We start from the raw sequence: 19173 nt of genomic DNA, 5'->3' as shown, positions 1-19173 counted from the left end.
ATCGGAGGAGACAGCCACTTAATTGAAAGTCCTTGAAGGGGAACACGATGAACAACGTTCTGAAATTCTCTGCTCTGGCTCTGGCCGCAGTTCTGGCTACCGGTTGCAGCAGCGCATCGAAAGAAACCGAAGCACGTCTGACCGCTACTGAAGACGCAGCTGCTCGCTCCCAGGCTCGTGCAGACGAAGCTTACCGTAAAGCTGATGAAGCTCTGGCTGCTGCTCAAAAAGCACAACAGACTGCTGACGAAGCTAACGAGCGTGCTCTGCGCATGCTGGAAAAAGCTAGCCGCAAGTAATAGTCCTTCGGGATTGTTATCAAGCCGACCCGTTTTTCGGGTCGGCTTTTTTTTGCCTGAAATTTTCTTCATGCAATAAAAAACCCGCCGATGCGAAGACATCGGCGGGTTCTTTTTATCGGCTTACTGCTGCAAATCGATCGGTGCGCTGGAGACGATCGGCGCCGAGGTGTTCGGTGTGCCGATTTCGGTTGGCAGGCCATCTTCGGCCGCCACCACATCACGCACCACATCCCAGTTCATGCGCAGATTGTTGGTGATGTCTTCACGCTTGAGCATCGCGTTAATCACGGCGGTGTGCTTGTCGACCACCGACGGGTTGCCCTTGTCGTCGATCGGCGTGTGCGCTTCCAGGTAGATCTTGCCGCCACTGCGACCGAACTTGTACGCATCGTTGAGGATTCGTACCGACGTGCCCACCGGTACCATGCTGGCCATTTCCAGCACATTGTTGTTGAACATGCGGAAGCAGCCGTGGCTGGTGCGCATGCCGATACCGAACTTCTTGTTCGAACCGTGGATCAGGTAGCCCGGGGTGCCCAAGGTGAACTTGAACGGGCCCAGCGGGTTGTCCGGACCGGCTGGCACTACGTTCGGCAGCGGATCGCCATCGGCGGCGTGTTCGGCCTTGATCGAGGCTGGCGGTGTCCAGGTCGGGTTTGGCGTCTTGGCGGTGATCGTGGTGTGGGCGATCGGCGAGCCCCAGCCTTCGCGACCGATACCCAGCGGGAAGGTGTACACCACGTTCCGGCCTTTCGGATAGTAGTAGAGGCGGTACTCGGCGAGGTTGATCACGATGCCTTCACGCGGGCCTGGCGGCAGGATGAAGCGGGTCGGCAGGACCACTTCGGTGCCGGCGCCCGGCAGCCAGGCATCGACGCCCGGGTTGGCCGCGACCATTTCCGAATAGCCCAGATCGTAGGTGGTGCCCAGATCGGCAAAGGTGTCTTCGTACTTGGCCTTGATCACCTGCACCTGGCCGATGATGTCTTCACCAGGTGGTGGCAGGGGAAACTCCAGTGCGGCAACGGGACCGGCCACACACAGGGCGGCAAGAGACAGGCAGCGGGTGACGGCAGGAAAACGCGGCAACATCCGGAGAATCCTTCGCAAGATCGACAAGGGTGATAAGAACGCGATTGTACACCGCGCCTCGGGGATTCGGGGAGATACGCCGATGGGCAGGCAGAACTCTTCATAATTGAAGCCACCGCCAGCTCGGGCTGTGTTCGGAAGATGTTTGCGCTTAAAGCTCGAAACGTAGCTCAGGCCAGATCGGTGAGGTTCCACGCTTCTGCGATTCGAGAATGGCCCGGCACAGCGAACACAGACGCTGATCCTGAAACACTCGACGATCCACGCTCGACCAGCGCGGTTGCGCCGGCAACAGGCTGCCGCACAGGGTTCGGTCGGCCGAGCCACCGAGCTCCAACTGACGGGTCACCAGATGCACCCGCACTTCCTGGCAGGCGAACAGATCCAGCTGTTCGTCAGGCTCGATCAGTTGGTAGGCAAACAGGGACCAGGCAGGACGCGGCATCGGGGGCTCCAAATAAGGGGGCGCCACATTAGCCGAAAGCCTGCCGCTAGAAAAGCCTCATAACAGCGGTTTTAGCGTCGGCCAGACATTTTCCAGCAACTTGCCCTGAGCCCCGGCTGCCGGGTGCAGACCGTCGGCCTGCATCAAGTCCGGGTGCCCACCCACGCCCTCGAGGAAAAACGGCACCAGCGGAATCTTTTTCTCCTCGGCCAGCTTGCCGTAGACCTGTGCAAAGGCATCGGTGTAGCGCTTGCCGTAATTGGGCGGCAGTTGCATGCCAAGCAGCAGCACCCTGGCACCGCTTTGACGGGAGCTGTCGATCATCGAAGCAAGATTTTGTTGCAATTGCGTGGGCGGCATTCCGCGCAGGCCATCGTTGCCGCCCAACTCGAGGATCACCAGCTCCGGCTTATGCTCTGCAAGCAGCGCCGGCAGCCGCGCCTGGCCTCCGGCACTGGTGTCACCGCTGATGGAGGCGTTGACCACTTTATCGTCAAAACCTTCGGACTTGAGCCGCTGCTCGAGCAACGACACCCACCCCAACCGGGTATCCAGTCCGAAACCGGCGCTGATACTATCGCCAACGATCAGGACTGTACCCGCCGCTGCGTTCTGGGCCATGCACATCAAGGCCAGGCCAGCACTCAAAAACCACACACGCATCGGATTCTCCATGGGCGCAAGCATTCTCACCGCGAAGAACCTTAGCAAAGTGGTTCCCAGCGCGGAAGGTGAACTGACCATCCTGCACGAACTCAGCCTGGAACTGAACAAGGGCGACAGCCTGGCCATCGTCGGCGCGTCTGGCTCCGGCAAATCCACCCTGCTCGGCCTGCTCGCCGGCCTTGACCTGCCAAGCAGCGGCGAAGTCATTCTCGCGGGCCAGTCCCTGAGCAATCTCGACGAAGACCAACGCGCGCGCATTCGTGCCGAACATGTGGGTTTCGTGTTTCAGTCGTTCCAGTTGCTCGACAGTCTCAACGCCCTGGAAAACGTCATGCTGCCGCTGGAGCTCGATGGCCGCAAAGATGCCCGCGGTCGCGCCACGGAATTGCTGCAACGGGTTGGCCTCGGTCAGCGCCTGACGCACTCGCCGCGCCAGCTCTCCGGTGGCGAGCAGCAGCGTGTCGCCATTGCCCGGGCCTTCGCCGCCGAACCTGACGTGCTGTTCGCCGACGAACCCACCGGCAACCTCGACAGCCACACCGGCGAGCGCATCAGCGATTTGCTGTTCGAACTGAACAAGGAACGCGGCACCACCCTGGTGCTGGTGACCCACGATGAACGCCTGGCCCATCGCTGCAGGCGCCTGATCCGACTTGAAGCCGGCCTGTTGGTCGCCCCTCTGGAGCCTTGATGGCACGTCTGCCGCTGTTGCGCCTGTTCAGCCTTGCCCTGCGCCAACTTATGCGCGATGCCCGTGCCGGGGAGTTGCGGGTGCTGTTCTTTGCCTTACTGGTGGCCGTGGCGGCGAGTACCGCCATCGGCTACTTCGGGGCTCGCCTGAATGGCGCCATGACCTTGCGCGCCACCGAGTTTCTTGGCGCGGACCTGGTGCTCGAAGGCAGCTCTCCCGCCCGAACCGAGCAAATCAAGAGTGGCACCGAGCTACGCCTCGACCATGCGCAGATCGTTGAATTCTCCAGCGTCATCGCCACCGACAACGGCATTCAGTTGTCGAGCATCAAGGCCGTCGACCGCGCCTATCCGTTGCGTGGTGAGCTGAAAAGTGCACCAGCGCCGTTCGCTGCCGAAGAATCAGGCGGCGAACCACAGCCGGGAGAAGCCTGGGTCGAATCGCGTCTGCTCACGGCGCTGGACCTTAAGATCGGCGACAGCATCGACGTCGGCATGAAGACGTTGAAGCTCACAAGGGTGCTGACTTACGAACCGGATCGTGCCGGCAACTTTTACAGCCTGACGCCACGGGTACTGATCAACCTCGAGGACCTCGCCGCGACTGGCGTGGTCCAGCCCGGTAGCCGGGTGAGCTACCGCGAATTGTGGCGCGGCGAACCCAATGCGCTGGAAACCTATCGCCAACTGATCAAACCGGGGCTTGCCGCCAACCAGCGAATTCAGGATGCCCGCGACGGCAACCGGCAGATTGGCGGCGCACTGGGCAAGGCCGAGCGTTATCTGAACATGGCCAGTCTGGTCGCCGTGCTGCTGGCAGGCGTGGCCGTGGCGTTGTCGGCGAATCGCTTCGCCAGCCGCCGTTTCGATGCCAGTGCGCTGTTGCGTTGCCTCGGTTTGTCTCGCCGGGAAGCCATGGTGCTGTTCAGCCTGCAACTGGCAGTGCTTGGCCTGTTCGCCAGCCTCAGCGGCGCCCTGCTCGGCTGGCTTGCTCAGTTGGGATTGTTTGCGCTGCTGCATGATCTGCTGCCGGCCGATGTACCGCCGGGTGGCTTGCTGCCCGCATTGGCCGGGATCGGCACCGGGCTGGTGGCGCTGGCCGGTTTCGCCCTGCCGCCACTGGCCGCATTGGGTCGCGTACCGCCACTGCGAGTATTGCGTCGGGACATGCTGCCGATTCCGTCGAGCACCTGGATGGTCTACGGCGCGGCACTCGGTGCGCTCGGGCTGATCATGTGGCGTCTGAGCCTGGATCTGCTGTTGACCTTTGCCCTGCTCGGCGGTGGTGTGGTCGCCGCGCTCGTGCTGGGTGGGTTGCTGTTGTTGCTGCTCAACAGTCTGCGTCGCCTATTGGCTCGTGCTTCGTTGCCATGGCGTCTCGGCCTCGGTCAGTTGCTGCGTCATCCGTTGGCAGCGGCCGGACAGTCGCTGGCATTCGGTCTGATCTTGCTGTCCATGGCTTTGATTGCGCTGCTGCGCGGCGAATTGCTCGACACCTGGCAAAACCAGCTGCCGAAAAACGCCCCCAACTATTTCGCCCTGAACATCCTGCCTGCGGACAAACAGGCCTTCACCGATCACCTCATCAACGTCTCGGCCCAGGCTGCGCCGTTGTATCCGGTGGTGCCGGGACGACTGATCAGCATCAACGGCGAAGCGGTGCAGCAAATCGTCAGCAAGGATTCCGCCGGTGACCGGGCGATCCAGCGCGACCTGAGCCTGACCTGGGCCACCGACCTGCCAGCAGGCAACAAGCTCACCGCCGGTGAGTGGTGGAAAGATCAGCCACAGGACGATGTGCCCGGTGTGTCAGTGGAAGGCAAGGTCGCTGAAAGCCTCAAGCTCAAGCTCGGCGATCATCTGGTGTTCACCGTTGGCGGAGTGAATCGCGAAGCGAAGGTCACCAGCCTGCGGGAGATCAACTGGGACAACTTCCAGCCGAACTTCTTCATGATCTTCCAGCCTGGCACCTTGAAGGATCTGCCAGCGACCTACCTCACCAGCTTCTATCTGGCCCCCGGCCACGATCAGCAGATTGTCGAGCTGTCGCGGGCGTTTCCGGCGGTGACCATCCTGCAGGTCGAAGCCTTGCTCGAACAGCTGCGCAGCATCCTCGCTCAGGTCACCCTGGCGGTGGAGTACGTGTTGTTGTTTGTGTTGGCGGCCGGTATGGCGGTGCTGTTTTCCGGGTTGCAGGCAACTCTGGATGAACGCATTCGCCAGGGCGCGCTATTACGTGCGCTGGGGGCGGAACGGCAGTTGCTGGTCAAGGCACGGCGGATCGAGTTCGGCCTGCTTGGTGCGGTCAGCGGGTTGCTGGCGGCCATCGGTTCGGAAGTGGTGAGTCTGGTGTTGTATCGCTTCGCATTCGACCTGCCCTGGCATCCGCATCCATGGTTGCTGGTCCTGCCGTTGATCGGCGCGGCCCTGATCGGTGGCGCCGGCGTGTTCGGCACCCGTCGGGCACTGAATGCGAGCCCGCTGACAGTGCTGCGCGAGGGTTGATAGACTCCAGCCCTCAATATCACAAGAAGTTGCCATGAGCCGTTATCGCCCTCCCCGCACCGCTGGCACCGCGCTGATCACCCCCGAAGGTGAAGCGCGGATGCGCGCCGAATTCCATGAGTTGTGGCACGTACGCCGCCCGCAGGTGACGCAGTCGGTCAGCGAAGCGGCGGCTCAGGGCGATCGTTCGGAGAATGCCGAGTACACCTACGGCAAGAAGATGCTGCGCGAGATCGACAGTCGTGTACGTTTTCTCACCAAGCGCCTTGAGGCCTTGAAAGTCGTCAGCGAAAAACCGAGCGATCCGAACAAGGTCTACTTTGGCGCCTGGGTGACCATCGAAGATGAAGACGGCAAGCAGTCGCGCTACCGCATCGTCGGCCCGGACGAGCTGGATCTGAAGCTGGGCCTGATCAGCATCGACTCGCCGCTGGCACGAGCATTGATCGGCAAGGCGCTGGACGCCGAAGTACGGGTCCAGACGCCAACCGGCGAGCAATTCGTTTACATCGTGGCGATCGACTATCCCTGACACTCAGCGCCGGGCAATCAGACCCTGGCGGGCAACGCGGGTCAGTTGACGGATCATTTCCGGGGCGTCTTCAGCGCTGGGCGACTGGATCACCGCCAGGTCGAAACTGTCATCGGCAAAACGCGCCAGCGACTCGCCGTCTTCAACAAACTGGATCAGGAAGGCGGCAGGACCGCCGCTGCGACGTGGCCAGCCATCGAGATAACGCAACAGCGTCGGCTGGTGTTTGCCGCCAAGCAGGATTTTTGGATTGCGCTGGGTGACATGTGCCGTGATCGGCGCGGGACGTGCTGGAGGGCGAAGTGCATTCATCGTGTCGTGTCTCTGCCTCAAAAGTCTGCATGGCAGGTGAGAGGCAACACCGAACCAGCGCTTTAGCGGTATTTCGAAGCCCTGTTCCGGCTTCTGACGGCAACTTGAGAATAGTCACCTGGCGCCCCGCAAGTAGCTGTTTAAATCGGCGCATGAGCGGCATCCTAGAGAACGTGACCGGCCAGTGTCAAGAATCAGCCGCAACAAAAAAGGCCCGCACAATGCGGGCCTTTTGCTTGAGCCAGAGCCTTCAACCGGCGATGGCGCGATCCACCGAGAGCTTGCCAGCACCTTCGATCAGCACCGCGAGGCTGCCACCGAGCAGAGCCAGGGCGAACTCGTAACCATTGTTGGCCATGAACAGACCGTTGCTGATATGCACAGTGAAGATGGCCACCAGCGACAGGAAGGTCAGACCCAGTGCCGCCGGGCGCACCAGCAGGCCGATGATCAGCGCCAGACCGGCGAAGAACTCGGTGCCGCCGGCCAGGGTGGCCATCAGATAACCCGGGGTCAGACCGATGCTTTCCATGTATTGCGCGGTGCCTGCCAGACCGTAGCCACCGAACAGGCCAAAGAGTTTCTGCGAGCCGTGGGCGGCGAAGATCACGCCGACGGCAATGCGCAGAATGGTCAGACCGTAGCCGGCGCGGGTGAACAGGACCTTGTTGATCAGAGAGCTCATGTTGCGTTTCCTTGTTGTCAGAAGTGCTTGTTGGTTGGCCGCTATATTAATCAGTTAATTTCATGTTAAAAGCGCAAAAAATCCGCCATAACAATCAATTTATTAGATCATTTGCGTGAGACCACTTTTTGCCCTGCGGGCTCCAACGACTCCCGCTCCCGGTCGAACGCCAAGTAATACTTGTTCACGCTATTAACATAGCTGACGGCTCCCATTCCCACCTGCTCCATGGCGATGCGCTCGACCTGGAAGAACCACTGGTTCGGGTTCAGCCCACGGCGCCGCGCCTCGGCGCGCATGCCCTGCACACGTTCCGGGCCGATGTTGTAGGCAGCCAGGGTGAACGCCATGCGCTCGCGCTCGTTGAGCTTGGGGCTGTTGAAGAACTTGCGGCGGATCATCGCCAGGTACTTGGCCCCTGCCTGCACATTCGCATCGAGATTCTGGATATTGTTGACGCCGACCCGCTGCGCGGCGGACGGCGTGATCTGCATCAGCCCGGTCGGCCCGCCGCCACCGCGTGCACTGGGTTGCAGCGCCGATTCCTTGAACGCCAGCGCAGCCAGGTTCAGCCAGTCCATGTTCTGCGCTTCGGCATGCTTTTGCAGGGTCGGACGCAGTTTTTCCAGGCGCTGGCGGTCAGCTTTGGCCAATGGATAGTGAACTTGATAGAGACGACGGTAAATCCGCAGAAACGCTGCGTCTTCATTCGAAGGCGTCTTGTAGCCAGTCAGGAAGCGGTCGATGCTCGCCCGCAGCATCGAGGCATCGCGTCGCACGAACCAGTATTCCTCGCCCGGTTCGCTGATCATCAACTGCCGGTCGAATCGCAGTTTGGGCAGGATCTTGCCCCAGCGTTCGGCAATCGGTTGCTCGACGATGGTCAGGTGGAAGATCCCGCCCTGGACCATTTCCAGCACGTCCTCGACCGCCAACGTAGGATCGACCCATTCGATCTTGATCGGCGCCAGTTTGTGCAGCGCCAGTTTCTGGTTGAGCTGACTGACCGCCTCCCCCGCCGCACTGCCGGTGGGCAGCGCCAGGGTCTTGCCGGCGAGTTGCTCGACCTTGGTGTAGCGCTTCTCCCCCTTGATGCCGACCAGCACCAGCGGCACATTACTGGCAATCGGCTCGCTGCTGGCGACTGCATGACCCGGTTGCAGGTCGAGCAATTCACCCGGCGCCACCAGATCGCCTTCGCCACGCTGTAACGCGCCGAGCAATTGATCCTTGGCTTTGGGAATGATCTTGAGGGAAATTTCCTGGCCGTCGCGTGCGTGGCCATTGAGGTACTGCTCGAAGGCGCGCAAACGGTGATATTCGACGCCGATGGTCTGGCCCTGGACTTCGCCAGAGCTGTTGCGGCTCTGGTTGACCAGCACCCGCAACACACGGCTGTTGCGGATCTCGGTCAGGTCGCGGACCTTGGCGGCCGGCACGGCTTGCAGCGGCCCGGGCAAGCGCGCGACCGCCGTCATCGGCAGCAGCAACGAACCACACAGCAGGAGCAAAACCGAGGGACGAATCATCCACTCTCCGGAAAGAATACGGGGCGTTTTTGCCGCTGAACGGTCGCAAAACACCGACGAAAACAGAGCGCCTGGAGCGCTGATAAAGTGCGAGAGACTGGCACAGTGATGGCAACTGCACCACCCCGTGTTGCCTCGCGGCCTCAACAGACAGCCATAAGCCGTTGTAGTTCTTGGTTTTTCTTTTAAATCTACTGCTCTGATATGCTTTCCGGCCTTCGGCCCGAGGTAGCACCATGCAACTCATCGATATCGGCGTCAACCTGACCAACCCCAGTTTCGCCGACAAACACCAGGCCGTACTCGACCGCGCCTATGCTGCCGGGGTCTGCCAACTGGTGCTGACCGGCACCAGCGTCGAGGGCAGCGAACAGGCGCTGGAACTGTGCCAGCAACTGGATTCGGACGGGCAGCGACTGTTCGCCACCGCCGGTATTCACCCGCATTCGGCCAGTGACTGGAACGCCGACAGCGCACGGCGTCTGCGCGCTCTGCTGAAGGAATCGAAAGTGGTGGCGGTGGGTGAATGCGGGCTGGATTTCAACCGCGATTTCTCGCCGCACCCGCAGCAGGAAAAAGTCCTCGAAGAGCATCTGGCCCTGGCTGTGGAACTGCAATTGCCGGTGTTCCTCCACGAGCGTGACGCCAGCCAGCGCCTGCTGGAAATTCTCCGTGATTTCCGCGATCAATTGCCTGCCGCCGTGGTGCATTGCTTCACCGGCGAACAGAAAGCGCTGTTCAGTTACCTCGACCTCGACCTGCATATCGGCATCACCGGCTGGATTTGCGATGAGCGTCGTGGCACCCATTTGCATCCATTGGTGAAAGAGATCAAACGGGGTCGCCTGATGCTGGAAAGCGATGCGCCTTACCTGCTGCCGCGCACTCTGCGCCCAAAACCGAAGAACGGACGAAACGAGCCGGCGTATCTGACCGAAGTGCTGCGTGAAGTAGCGTTGCATCGGGGCGAGACCGAGGAAGATCTGGCGGCCCATACCACCGCCTGCGCCCGGGCGTTCTACGGTTTGCCTGCCCTGCCCTAAGCCCAGTCGAATGCATCACTTGTTGATGCACATCAAGTTCCGAAGCCCTGCGTAGCGGCACAATGCTGGCACCTTGCCAAAACTGTTTCCGCTATCAGAGAAGACCTCCATGGGTGCCTGGCTTAGCAATATCTCGCTGAAATACAAATTCTGGGCGGTCAATGCGGTCGCCTTTGTCACCACCCTGTTGTTGGTCTTGTACGCGGTACAGCTCGAACAGCAGGCACGCAGCCATGCCGCGCAAACCTCGGCGCAGGCGCAGGCGCAATTGCTCAAGGCCTGGCCTGCGGATCAGGCCCTGCCCAAGAGCGATCAGGTGCTGACGTTCAAACGCGGTGAAGCGCCGCGCCTCAACGATCAACCGCTGCTGGAAATCACCGACAGTAACGGCTGGGTCGACATCAGTCACTTGCCGCTGTTTGGCGAAAACCCGTTGCTCGGTGCCGAGGTGTTCAGCCGCGCTGATGGCCAGGTTGCGGTGATTGCTTTCGCGCCGAGCCTGAGCCAGGTGTTCAGCGAACGTTTCGCCAACTATGCGGTGGCAGTGTTCATTTTGATGTTGGCGATGCTCGGTGCTTCACAGTTGCTGATCCGCTTCCTGCTCAGCCAGCTCAACACGCTCAAAGACGTGATGCTGCACGTGGAGAAAACCGGCGATCTTTCGGCGCGGGTGCCGTTGGCCTGCAAGGACGAAGTCGGTCAGATGGCCAATGCGTTCAACGCGATGCAGGCCGGCTACCAGCGTGTGGTCACTACTGTGGCCAACACTGCTCGGCAACTGGACGTCGGTGCTGCGCGGCTGGCATCGAGCATGAACGAGGTGCGCCACGGCATGCTTGGTCAACAGAGCGAAACCGATCAGGCGGCCACCGCGATCAACGAGATGACCGCCACCGTCTACCACATCGCCCAGCACGCCGGCGCCACCCGCGACCTGTCGCAGACTGCCGACGGCCTGGCCGGCAGCGGTCAGCAGGTGGTCACACGCGTTCAGCATTCGATTGCCGGCCTGTCCAGCGGCGTGCAGCAGACCGCCGAAATGATCCAGCGCCTGGCCGAGGACAGCCAGAAAATCAACGGCGTGGTCAGCGTCATCCACAGCATCGCCGAGCAGACCAATCTGCTGGCCCTCAATGCCGCCATTGAAGCGGCGCGCGCCGGGGAAATGGGTCGCGGGTTCGCGGTGGTCGCCGACGAGGTGCGCAACCTCGCCAAGCGCGTGCAGACCTCCACCGATGAAATCACCACCATGGTGTCGGCATTGCAGGCCGGCACCCGCGACGCGGTGGATTTCATGCAGGAGAGTTCGTACAAGGCCGACGACTGCGTGCAGCAGGCGCAAGAGGCTGGTGTAGCGCTGGCGGAAATCACCGGGGCGGTGGCGCAGATGCGCGAGAGCAACACGCAGATTGCCGTGGCGGCAGAACAGCAGAGCCAAGTGGCCGAAGAGATGAACCGCGCGGTGGTGAGCATTCGTGATGTGACCGAAAACACCGTGCAGCAGACCGTGGATTCGGCGACCACCAGTAACGAGCTGGCGACGCTGGCCGGTGAGCTGAACAAGGCAATCGGTCAGTTGAAGCTCTAGGGACAACATCAAGAATGACCATTGTCCCTATCACTGCAATAGCCAACCTTGATTCGCCGCCCTGCCCACCCGGGCCTATTCTTCAACTATGAATCGAACATGGATTGAGGAGCAGCAACATGGGCAAACGTCACCCCAACCTTCCCGCGTGGCAATGGCGCGCGTACCCGGCCAATCATCAGCACCCGACCAATCTGGTGTTGCACCTGATCGCCGTGCCGCTGTTCATCGTTGCGTTTCTGTTGATCGTCTCTGGCGTGTTCAGCCTGAGTCTGGCGAGCGTGGCGATTGGCGTCATCGGGATCGTCGCGGCGCTGGGTCTGCAGCGCCACGGCCACAGCCTGGAGGCGCAAGCCTCCGAGCCGTTCAGTGATCGCAAGGACGCGGTATCGCGCCTGCTGGTCGAGCAGTTTCTGACCTTCCCACGGTTCTTTCTCAGTGGCGGCTGGTATCGCGCCTGGCGTGAACGTCACCGCCGGCATTGAGTCAGGCGAAGATCGTCACCGTCTGCCGGCTCATGGCGATCAGTTCACCCTCCGCGCTCCACAGCTTGGCGGCGACGTGGCCGTAACCGTCGGCGGCATACTCGATGTCCGCCAGATACTGGCACCAGTCCAGCGTGCTCAAATCGTGTAAGGGCTGAACGAATTCGATGGTCCAGGTCAGCGTACTGCCCGGTGCCGGTTTCTTCAGATACGGCAACAGCGCCGGCGGCCAGGCATCGACCAGCGCCAGCAGATGCGCCTCGTTGACCGGCTCTTCCTTCACATCCCCACGCAAGCGCACCCAGCCGCCCATCAGCCGCGATTGAATGCCGGTAAATGGCATGCCGCCGACACTCCAGCGCATCGCCAGATGACGCATGAACTCCGGGGTCATGCCTTTGATGTACGGCAGTTCCTGGCAGTCGTCCCAGTGCTTCATCTCGGGCGCCGGATAGGCTGCAACCGCCACTTCCGAAGGGCGCGAAGCACCGAAGCTGCCTTGTACCATCGTCACCACCTGACCGTTCTGCACGGCGCGTCCCAGCACCTGAATGACCGCTTTGCCTTCGCGCAACACCTCGACCTCGAAGCTCACCGGCACTTCGGGCTCGACCGGGCCGACGAAGGTGATCGCCAGCGAACGCACCGGCCGTCCAGTTGGCACCCGAGTGCGCATCACTTCAAATTGCAGTGCGGCAACCAACCCGCCAAAACTGGCTCGGCCCTGACCCCACTCCGCAGGAATCGTGACCTCCGGTTGACGACGGACAGCATCGATCAGATCGCAAAAGCGCATGGGAACCTCGGACACGAAAAAGGGAATGACCGGATCTTAACCAGCGCGACAGAGCGGCGCAGCGTCCATTCCGGTCAAAGAGACTGACAGATAAGACAGCCGCGCCGAGCTGTAGAGGGTTTCAGGACTTGAAGCAGGCTGCGCTGAGCTTTTCCAGCACCCGGTCAGCCTTGATCTCGGCCTTGGCCATGGTCGCCTGCCAGGTAGCAATGCAGGGCTGCAGATCTGATTCCTGCTCGGCTTTCGCCAGCCACTGCCAGCAATCATGCCAGTCGCCCAAGGCGCCTTGCGCAGACTTCAGGCGCTCCAACGCAGCTTTAGGCAGGCGATCGAGTTCGGGATAGGCTTCGATCCCGTAGCGCACCCGCTTGATCAACAGGCGCAGACGATGACGGTCGTGGGCCGGATCGTGCAGCGCCACGTCGAGGTTCTTCCATTGTTTGCCCAGGCGTTTTTCGATGCGTTTGTCCAGATCATCGAGCAAGCCCTGACGCTGGGACGCCCTCAGGAAACGCGGAAACGCATCGAGGATCATCAGCAGCGAAGCCACTTCGGCACTGGCTGCCAAAGTCGGGTAAGCCTCGGCCATCTGCGCCATGCGCCGCTGCGCGGCTTCAGGCTGGCCATGTTCGGTCAGCCAGGCTGCCAGCACCTCGCGGTCACGCCAGGGCGTGGTCAGTTGCCCGACAGCAGCGGCCGCATCTTCCAGTTGCTCGACACCGGGCAAGCCGCGCAATGGCCGCAACAGGCTGCGCAAGCGGCGCACGGTGGTTCGCAGATCATGCAGCGCCTCAGGGTCGGTCCGAGCGGTCAAACGTGCCTGACAGGCCAGCAGCCTGACTTCCAGGCTCAGGACATGAGCCACCAACCGGTCGACCAACGCAGACATTACTTGCTCCTGAATTCAATGGCGCTGCATGAGTGTGCGCCTGCGCACGGCAGCTGCACTTGCGCTACGTCAGCAGCTTAGCGCCCGGCGCGGGATTCGCGAATGTAGAAACGCGCCTTCTCGGCTTTTTTGCTGCAACCCTCGAATCCCTCGAATTGCTGCTGAGTCTTGGCCGCAGTCAGCAACGACAGGGCTTTGGAGTAGCTGACCGTGCCGGCGAAACCCTCGGCCTTGGCCAGGTCCAGTTCATGCCACGCCGCGTCGAGCTGGCTGCCGCAGCTGTCGCGATAAGCAGTCTTGCCAGCGCAACCGGCCAATGCCAGGGCAATCAAGGGCACACAGATCCAGGCTTTCATCACTTACACCTCAAAGATAGGTCAACAGTCGTGCAGTTAAGACGTTCGGGTGGTGAAAAAGTGCCTTGTGCCCCGTGAATCCACCGCACGGCGAAAGATAACGCCAGCGGGTCATGAAGTATCGAAATAACGACGCCATCGCCACCCCGAGCGACCGTGACGATTGTAGCCCGACCCTCGATGGGTGCATTGTGGAAACCTGTCGGGGAGGAAGTCTGATGAAAAAGCGTGTCGCACTGGTGCTGGGCTCCGGTGGCGCCCGGGGCTATGCCCATATCGGGGTCATCGAAGAGATTGAACGGCGTGGTTACGACATCGCCTGTATTGCCGGTTGTTCGATGGGCGCCGTGGTCGGCGGAATCTATGCCGCCGGTAAACTCGACGAGTACCGCAACTGGATCGAAGGCCTGGATTATCTCGATGTGCTGCGGCTGGTGGACGTGAGTTTCCGTCTCGGCGCAATCCGTGGCGAAAAGGTCTTCGGCCAGATCCGCAAGATCGTCGGCGAGGTCAACATCGAGGAGCTGCGCATCCCCTACACGGCGGTGGCCGCCGACCTTACCAATCAACAGGAAATCTGGTTTCAGGAAGGCTGCCTGCATCAGGCGATGCGTGCCTCGGCGGCGATTCCCAGTCTGTTCACGCCGGTGATGCAAGGCAACCGGATGCTGGTGGACGGCGGGATTCTCAACCCGTTGCCGATCGTGCCGGTGGTGTCGAGCCATTGCGATCTGATCATCGCGGTCAATCTCAACTCGACCAACCAGCGTCATTACAAATTGCCGGTGATCCAGCGGCCTGCCGCGTTTCGTAGCCGCTTCGACAACCTGATCAGTTCACTCGGTTCGAAGATGCCGTTCCGCCGCACTCAAGCCGAGCAATTGCTGCGACTCGAACAGGAGGCGTTGCGCGCCGAGGCCGCCGAGATCAACCCGTGGGTCGAAGGTGCGGAGCCTGAAACCCAGCAACCGGCGGCCGCTCCCGAACGTGAAGGCGCCCCGAAATCCGCCACCGGTTCGTTCATCATCGATAACGTCGGGCCGGCATCGTTGCTGGACTTGATCAACCAGAGTTTCGAGGTGATGCAGACCTCGCTGGCGCAGTACAAAATCGCCGGGTATCCGCCGGACATCCTGATCAACGTACCGAAGCGGGTGTGCCGGTTCTTCGAGTTCTACAAGGCGCCGGAGCTGATCGCGCTGGGTCGCGAGATCGCCCGGGACACCCTCGACCGTTACGAGAGCGAACAGAACTAAAGGCTGTTCTCGTTCAACAACCGATAACCAACGCCGGCCTCGGTCACGATGAACCGTGGCCGGGTCGGATCGTCCGCCAGTTTCTGCCGCAGATGCCCGACCACGATCCGCAGATAATGACTGTCTTCGGTGTGGGTCGGGCCCCAGATATCCTTGAGCAATTGCTGCTGGGTGATCACCCGCCCCGGATGCCGCGCCAGTTGCGCCAGCACCGCGTATTCCTTGCGGGTCAGGGCGACTTCGACGCCGTCGAGCAACACGCGGCGATACGCTAGGTCCACGGTCAGCGGGCCGAAATTCAACGCGGCCTGCTGTGCTTCGCCGGCCGGTGCCTGACGCAGCAACGCGCGCACCCGGGCGAGAAATTCCTGAATGCCGAACGGCTTGGTCACGTAGTCATTGGCGCCGCCATCCAGCGCCTGGACTTTTTGCCCTTCGCTGGCGCGCACCGAGAGCACCAGCACCGGTACCGTAGCCCACTCGCGAAACTCGCGCAGCACTTGCTGACCGTCCATGTCCGGCAGACCGAGGTCGAGCACCAACAGGTCAGGTTTATTCAGCGCCGCATGGGCCAGGCCCTCGGCACCAGTGCCGGCCTCCAGCACTTTGTAGCCTTGCGAGGCGAGGCTGATGCGCAGGAACTTGCGGATCTGCGGTTCATCATCGATGACCAAAATGGTCGCGGTCTGAGTCATGAGTTCACATCAACACAAAAGAGTGGCAAGAGAGTAGCGCAGCGCGGATCAGGCTTCACCGTCCATCCCCGGTTGTGCCTGCAAAGGAAGGTGCAGGGTGATACAGGTGCCGCGCCCGTCGATGCCGTCGCCGACACTGATCCGCCCGCCATGGGCGCCGACCATGCCCTGACAGATCGCCAGCCCCAGGCCGGTGCCCTGCCCGCCGCGATCGCCCCGGGCGGCGGTGTAGAACATGTCGAAAATTTTCGCCCGCTCATCGACGGGAATCCCCGGCCCCTCATCGCTGACCGAGAAAAACACCTCGCTGTCATCCGCCCCGGCACGCAGTTGCAGACGGCCGTGGGACGGCGAGAAACGCGCGGCGTTTTCCAGCACGTTCACCAGCGCCTGTTCGATCAACGCGGCATGGACGAACAGCAGCGGCAACTCGGCCGGTACGTCGGTGCTGACTTGCAATGATGACAATACGGCACGCAGGCGATTGAGCGCACTGCCGACGATGTCCGCCGGCGATACCCAGTCCCGCGCCAGTTTCAGGGCGCCGTGGCCGAGGCGGGTCATGTCCAGCAGATTCTGAATGTAACGGTCGAGACGTTCGGCTTCATCGCGAGTGCCTTCGAGCAACTCGCGGCGATCCTCCAGCGGGATTGCTTCGCCGAGTGCCAGCAGGCTGTCGATGCTGCCGCGCATTGACGTCAGCGGCGTGCGCAGATCGTGGGACACCGAAGCCAGCAAGGCGCTGCGCAGTTGTTCGGTTTCGCCGTGCAGGCGCGCGGCTTCCAGGTCATCGGCCAGTTGCGCTCGGGCCAGTGCCTGAGCGAGTGGCTGGCTCAGTGCGGTCAGTAAGCGGCGGCGTTGCCCACTCAAAGTCTGACCTTCTTTGGCACACACACCGAGCAGTGCGAGCGGCCCGTCCTCCACCGACAACGGCCACCACCACCAACGCCCGAAAGGCAACGTGCCGGTGCCCATGCCCGCCGGTTGATCGTGTTGCCAGGCCCAGTCGGCAGCGGCGCGTTCGGATTCAGTGAACTGCAACGGCCCACCGGTCTCGACTTTCCAGCCACCCTGCCCGTCGCGATTGAGCAGGCACAGTTGCAGATCGCTCCAGCCATTGAGGTGCTGTGCGGCGGCGCTGACCACGGCCTGACGGTCGGTGGCGGCGGTGAGTTTGCGCGAAAGGTCGAGCAGCTCGGTGGTCTCTTCCTGGGTATCGCGCAACGCCTGCAATTGCCGCCGCTGACGCGCCGCCAGGTTGCCGGTAAGCGCTGCCATCAGCAGGAAGAACAGCAAGGTCAGCACGTCTTCTTCGCGCTGGATAGCGAAGGAAAAATTCGGCGGAATGAACAGAAAGTCGTAGGTCAGAAACGACAACGCCGCACAAGCCAGCGAAGGCCCCAGACTGCTGCGTACCGCCACCAGCAATACCGCGGCAAGGAACACCAGTGAGATGTTCGGCAACGGCAATACGCTGGACACCGCCCACGCCAGCGCACTGGCCAACACCGTGGCCACCAGCGCCAGCGCGTAGTCGAACCACACCAGCGTTGGCGCCGTCCGCAGGCGTGGCGCGTGCTGCTCGTGATCGCTGTCCAGCACGTTGATTTCCAGGCCATGGGACTGACGCAACAATCGCGCTGCCAGACCACCACCGAACAAGCGCCGGCGCAGACTCGGGCGCGACTGGCCAACCAGCACCAGACTGGCCCGGCGCTCGGTTGCATGCTGAATCAGGGTCTTCGCCACTTCGCCGGCCCGCAGCAGCACCACTTCCCCGCCAAGCCGTTCGGCCAGTTGCTGGGCGCCTTGCAGGCGCAGCCGCGATTGCTCATCGCGCACACTGCCGTTGTCGACGTGCACCAGGCTCCACGGCAAATGCCGACGTTGGGCGACACGGCTGGCATGACGCACCAGACGTTCGGCATCGGCATTGCCATCGACGCCGACCAGCAAGCGTCCGCGCACTGCCGGCGCGGCCTGACCGAGCTTGCGGTAGCCCTGGGCCAGATCGTTGTCGACCTGCGCCGCAGCCGTCTGCATCGCCAGTTCCCGCAACGCGGTGAGATTGGTCTGGGTAAAAAACGCATCGATCGCGGCCCGGGCCTGCTCGGGCACGTAGACCTTGCCTTCGCGCAAGCGCTCGAGCAGTTCCCGGGGCGGCAGGTCGATCAGCAGCAGTTCGTAGGCTTCCTGCAGCACCCAGTCCGGCAGGGTTTCGCGCACCTGCACGCCGGTGATGCCACGCACCTGATCGTTGAGGCTTTCCAGGTGCTGGACGTTGACCGTGGTGTAGACGTCGATGCCGGCGGCGAGCAGTTCCTGAATGTCCTGCCAGCGTTTGGCGTGGCGACTGCCGGGGGCGTTGCTGTGGGCGAGTTCGTCGACCAGCACCAGTTTCGGTTTTGCTGCGAGCAGACCGTCGAGGTCCATTTCCTCCAGCGTCACGCCACGGTATTCCGAACGCACCAGCGGCAGTTGCGGCAAGCCGCCGAGCAGCGCTTCGGTTTCGGCGCGTCCGTGGGTTTCGACCACACCGGCGATGACTTTCACGCCCTGGCGCAGCTGGCTATGGGCGGCCTGCAGCATGGCGAAGGTCTTGCCCACGCCCGGCGCGGCGCCGAGAAAAACCTTGAGCCGGCCGCGTCCGTCGCGGGGCAGTTCTGCTAACAGCGCGTCGGCGCGGCCGGAGTCACTCATGCTTGAAGCTCTCTTCCTGAAGGATTCATTACAGCTTTTCCAGCGCCATGTTCAACGCCAGCACATTCACCACCGGCGGCCCCACCAGCGGCTGTTCGATGTGGGCGTCGAGCAACTGTTGCAAGGTCGCCACCGGCAAGTTGCGCGCGTGGGCGACACGCGCCAGTTGATAGGCAATCGCGGCCGGTGGCAAGTGCGGATCGAGACCGCTGCCGGACGTAGTCAGCAGCGCCAGCGGCACCGGGCCCTGACCGGGCACCAGCAGTTTGTTGGCGTCATCGATCACCCGAGTGGCCAGTGCCGGATTACTCGGCGCCAGGTTGCTCGCGCTGCTCGACACGGTGGCAAAGGCACCGGCCGACGGACGTGGATGAAACCACGCATCGCCGACAAAATCCTGAGCAATCAGGGACGAGCCGCGCACCTTGCCTTCGGCATCGCGCACCAGGCTGCCGTTGGCCTGCTCGGGGAATGCGACTTGCGCAACACCGGTGACCACCAGCGGATAGGCAACGCCGGTGACCAGGGTCATCAGCACCAGCAGGCTCAGGGCCGGACGTAACAATGTGGACATTTCAGACTCCTCGAATTCGGGCTTAAAGCGGTG

General features: G+C 62.0%; 20 protein-coding genes. 8 read left to right on the top strand and 12 right to left on the bottom strand.

The annotated features are described in order from the left end of the window. Window positions 1–47: 47 nt before the first annotated feature. Window positions 48–299 carry an outer membrane lipoprotei OprI gene (gene oprI, locus CAF87_RS02985; RefSeq protein ID WP_003183784.1) on the top strand — a complete coding sequence of 84 codons (252 nt, stop codon included), beginning with the start codon at window positions 48–50 and terminating at the stop codon, window positions 297–299. A 123-nt stretch (window positions 300–422) separates the two neighbouring features. Here the strand turns inward: oprI and CAF87_RS02980 are convergent, their stop codons facing one another. From CAF87_RS02980 to CAF87_RS02970, 3 genes are all read right to left on the bottom strand, one after another. Then, a complete protein-coding gene (locus CAF87_RS02980; protein WP_085710772.1) occupies window positions 423–1394 on the bottom strand; it encodes a L,D-transpeptidase family protein in 972 nt (323 codons plus the stop codon). A 151-nt stretch (window positions 1395–1545) separates the two neighbouring features. Further along, entirely contained in the window at window positions 1546–1839 is a 294-nt protein-coding gene (locus CAF87_RS02975) for a hypothetical protein (protein ID WP_003226812.1), read from the bottom strand. A gap of 57 nt (window positions 1840–1896) precedes the next feature. Beyond that, window positions 1897–2502, bottom strand: coding sequence for an arylesterase (locus tag CAF87_RS02970; protein ID WP_085730572.1), 606 nt, complete (start codon window positions 2500–2502; stop codon window positions 1897–1899). A gap of 10 nt (window positions 2503–2512) precedes the next feature. On the opposite strand from CAF87_RS02970, the gene CAF87_RS02965 reads away from it, so the two are divergent. From CAF87_RS02965 to greB, 3 genes are read left to right on the top strand one after another with little or no spacing between them, the layout of a single operon-like run. Then, window positions 2513–3196: an ABC transporter ATP-binding protein gene (locus CAF87_RS02965; RefSeq protein ID WP_085730571.1), complete on the top strand. Its 684-nt coding sequence runs from the start codon at window positions 2513–2515 to the stop codon at window positions 3194–3196. Further along, complete coding sequence (locus tag CAF87_RS02960; RefSeq protein ID WP_085730570.1) at window positions 3196–5700, top strand: ABC transporter permease; 2505 nt, start codon at window positions 3196–3198, stop codon at window positions 5698–5700. The genes CAF87_RS02965 and CAF87_RS02960 overlap by 1 nt, the downstream gene beginning before the upstream one ends. Before the next feature lie 34 nt (window positions 5701–5734). Beyond that, window positions 5735–6232 (top strand): transcription elongation factor GreB, encoded by a 498-nt coding sequence (gene greB / locus CAF87_RS02955; RefSeq protein WP_003226818.1) that lies wholly within the window; start codon window positions 5735–5737, stop codon window positions 6230–6232. A 3-nt stretch (window positions 6233–6235) separates the two neighbouring features. Here the strand turns inward: greB and CAF87_RS02950 are convergent, their stop codons facing one another. The 3 genes from CAF87_RS02950 to CAF87_RS02940 all read right to left on the bottom strand — a co-directional run bounded on the left by CAF87_RS02950 (window position 6236) and on the right by CAF87_RS02940 (window position 8758). Next, window positions 6236–6544, bottom strand: coding sequence for a hypothetical protein (locus tag CAF87_RS02950; protein ID WP_085730569.1), 309 nt, complete (start codon window positions 6542–6544; stop codon window positions 6236–6238). Between the two features lie 250 nt (window positions 6545–6794). Beyond that, window positions 6795–7229 carry a DoxX family protein gene (locus CAF87_RS02945; RefSeq protein ID WP_007950955.1) on the bottom strand — a complete coding sequence of 145 codons (435 nt, stop codon included), beginning with the start codon at window positions 7227–7229 and terminating at the stop codon, window positions 6795–6797. Between the two features lie 107 nt (window positions 7230–7336). Beyond that, the gene (locus CAF87_RS02940; RefSeq protein ID WP_085730568.1) at window positions 7337–8758 is read right to left on the bottom strand and encodes a transglycosylase SLT domain-containing protein; all 1422 of its coding nucleotides are present in this window, start codon (window positions 8756–8758) and stop codon (window positions 7337–7339) included. Between the two features lie 236 nt (window positions 8759–8994). Here CAF87_RS02940 and CAF87_RS02935 point away from each other — a divergent pair, with 236 nt between their 5' ends. From CAF87_RS02935 to CAF87_RS02925, 3 genes are all read left to right on the top strand, one after another. Next, window positions 8995–9801 carry a TatD family hydrolase gene (locus CAF87_RS02935; protein WP_085730567.1) on the top strand — a complete coding sequence of 269 codons (807 nt, stop codon included), beginning with the start codon at window positions 8995–8997 and terminating at the stop codon, window positions 9799–9801. 109 nt (window positions 9802–9910) lie between these two features. Then, on the top strand, window positions 9911–11389 hold the full coding sequence (locus tag CAF87_RS02930; protein ID WP_085730566.1) for a methyl-accepting chemotaxis protein: 1479 nt from the start codon (window positions 9911–9913) through the stop codon (window positions 11387–11389). Window positions 11390–11508: 119 nt separating this feature from the next. Next, entirely contained in the window at window positions 11509–11874 is a 366-nt protein-coding gene (locus CAF87_RS02925; protein ID WP_085730565.1) for an Mpo1-like protein, read from the top strand. A 1-nt stretch (window position 11875) separates the two neighbouring features. Here CAF87_RS02925 and CAF87_RS02920 read toward each other — a convergent pair whose 3' ends face one another. From CAF87_RS02920 to CAF87_RS02910, 3 genes are all read right to left on the bottom strand, one after another. Further along, complete coding sequence (locus CAF87_RS02920; protein ID WP_085730564.1) at window positions 11876–12670, bottom strand: acyl-CoA thioesterase II; 795 nt, start codon at window positions 12668–12670, stop codon at window positions 11876–11878. A gap of 121 nt (window positions 12671–12791) precedes the next feature. Then, window positions 12792–13559, bottom strand: a complete 768-nt coding sequence (locus CAF87_RS02915; RefSeq protein WP_085730563.1) for a CHAD domain-containing protein — start codon at window positions 13557–13559, stop codon at window positions 12792–12794. Window positions 13560–13636: 77 nt separating this feature from the next. Then, on the bottom strand, window positions 13637–13915 hold the full coding sequence (locus CAF87_RS02910; protein WP_041069470.1) for a hypothetical protein: 279 nt from the start codon (window positions 13913–13915) through the stop codon (window positions 13637–13639). Window positions 13916–14133: 218 nt separating this feature from the next. Between CAF87_RS02910 and CAF87_RS02905 the strand changes: the two genes are divergently transcribed. Beyond that, window positions 14134–15171 (top strand): patatin-like phospholipase family protein, encoded by a 1038-nt coding sequence (locus tag CAF87_RS02905; protein WP_085730562.1) that lies wholly within the window; start codon window positions 14134–14136, stop codon window positions 15169–15171. Here the strand turns inward: CAF87_RS02905 and CAF87_RS02900 are convergent. The 3 genes from CAF87_RS02900 to kdpC are packed head-to-tail and all read right to left on the bottom strand — an operon-like array spanning window position 15168 to window position 19140. Continuing rightward, window positions 15168–15866, bottom strand: coding sequence for a response regulator (locus CAF87_RS02900; protein WP_085730561.1), 699 nt, complete (start codon window positions 15864–15866; stop codon window positions 15168–15170). The genes CAF87_RS02905 and CAF87_RS02900 overlap by 4 nt on opposite strands. 48 nt (window positions 15867–15914) lie before the next feature. Next, window positions 15915–18566, bottom strand: coding sequence for a sensor histidine kinase KdpD (locus CAF87_RS02895; protein WP_085730560.1), 2652 nt, complete (start codon window positions 18564–18566; stop codon window positions 15915–15917). A gap of 28 nt (window positions 18567–18594) precedes the next feature. Continuing rightward, the gene (gene kdpC, locus CAF87_RS02890) at window positions 18595–19140 is read right to left on the bottom strand and encodes a potassium-transporting ATPase subunit KdpC (protein ID WP_085730559.1); all 546 of its coding nucleotides are present in this window, start codon (window positions 19138–19140) and stop codon (window positions 18595–18597) included. Window positions 19141–19173: the final 33 nt, after the last annotated feature.

The organism is Pseudomonas sp. R38(2017), assembly GCF_002112395.1.
Taxonomy (GTDB): Bacteria; Pseudomonadota; Gammaproteobacteria; order Pseudomonadales; family Pseudomonadaceae; genus Aquipseudomonas.
This window is presented reverse-complemented; position numbering and strand designations above follow the sequence as displayed.

Bases quoted from the DNA above. Each gene is read 5' to 3' on its own strand.
- oprI (WP_003183784.1), top strand. From the start codon at position 48: ATGAACAACGTTCTGAAATTCTCTGCTCTGGCTCTGGCCGCAGTTCTG.
- CAF87_RS02980 (WP_085710772.1), bottom strand. From the start codon at position 1,394: ATGTTGCCGCGTTTTCCTGCCGTCACCCGCTGCCTGTCTCTTGCCGCC.
- CAF87_RS02975 (WP_003226812.1), bottom strand. From the start codon at position 1,839: ATGCCGCGTCCTGCCTGGTCCCTGTTTGCCTACCAACTGATCGAGCCT.
- CAF87_RS02970 (WP_085730572.1), bottom strand. From the start codon at position 2,502: ATGCGTGTGTGGTTTTTGAGTGCTGGCCTGGCCTTGATGTGCATGGCC.
- CAF87_RS02965 (WP_085730571.1), top strand. From the start codon at position 2,513: ATGGGCGCAAGCATTCTCACCGCGAAGAACCTTAGCAAAGTGGTTCCC.
- CAF87_RS02960 (WP_085730570.1), top strand. From the start codon at position 3,196: ATGGCACGTCTGCCGCTGTTGCGCCTGTTCAGCCTTGCCCTGCGCCAA.
- greB (WP_003226818.1), top strand. From the start codon at position 5,735: ATGAGCCGTTATCGCCCTCCCCGCACCGCTGGCACCGCGCTGATCACC.
- CAF87_RS02950 (WP_085730569.1), bottom strand. From the start codon at position 6,544: ATGAATGCACTTCGCCCTCCAGCACGTCCCGCGCCGATCACGGCACAT.
- CAF87_RS02945 (WP_007950955.1), bottom strand. From the start codon at position 7,229: ATGAGCTCTCTGATCAACAAGGTCCTGTTCACCCGCGCCGGCTACGGT.
- CAF87_RS02940 (WP_085730568.1), bottom strand. From the start codon at position 8,758: ATGATTCGTCCCTCGGTTTTGCTCCTGCTGTGTGGTTCGTTGCTGCTG.
- CAF87_RS02935 (WP_085730567.1), top strand. From the start codon at position 8,995: ATGCAACTCATCGATATCGGCGTCAACCTGACCAACCCCAGTTTCGCC.
- CAF87_RS02930 (WP_085730566.1), top strand. From the start codon at position 9,911: ATGGGTGCCTGGCTTAGCAATATCTCGCTGAAATACAAATTCTGGGCG.
- CAF87_RS02925 (WP_085730565.1), top strand. From the start codon at position 11,509: ATGGGCAAACGTCACCCCAACCTTCCCGCGTGGCAATGGCGCGCGTAC.
- CAF87_RS02920 (WP_085730564.1), bottom strand. From the start codon at position 12,670: ATGCGCTTTTGCGATCTGATCGATGCTGTCCGTCGTCAACCGGAGGTC.
- CAF87_RS02915 (WP_085730563.1), bottom strand. From the start codon at position 13,559: ATGTCTGCGTTGGTCGACCGGTTGGTGGCTCATGTCCTGAGCCTGGAA.
- CAF87_RS02910 (WP_041069470.1), bottom strand. From the start codon at position 13,915: ATGAAAGCCTGGATCTGTGTGCCCTTGATTGCCCTGGCATTGGCCGGT.
- CAF87_RS02905 (WP_085730562.1), top strand. From the start codon at position 14,134: ATGAAAAAGCGTGTCGCACTGGTGCTGGGCTCCGGTGGCGCCCGGGGC.
- CAF87_RS02900 (WP_085730561.1), bottom strand. From the start codon at position 15,866: ATGACTCAGACCGCGACCATTTTGGTCATCGATGATGAACCGCAGATC.
- CAF87_RS02895 (WP_085730560.1), bottom strand. From the start codon at position 18,566: ATGAGTGACTCCGGCCGCGCCGACGCGCTGTTAGCAGAACTGCCCCGC.
- kdpC (WP_085730559.1), bottom strand. From the start codon at position 19,140: ATGTCCACATTGTTACGTCCGGCCCTGAGCCTGCTGGTGCTGATGACC.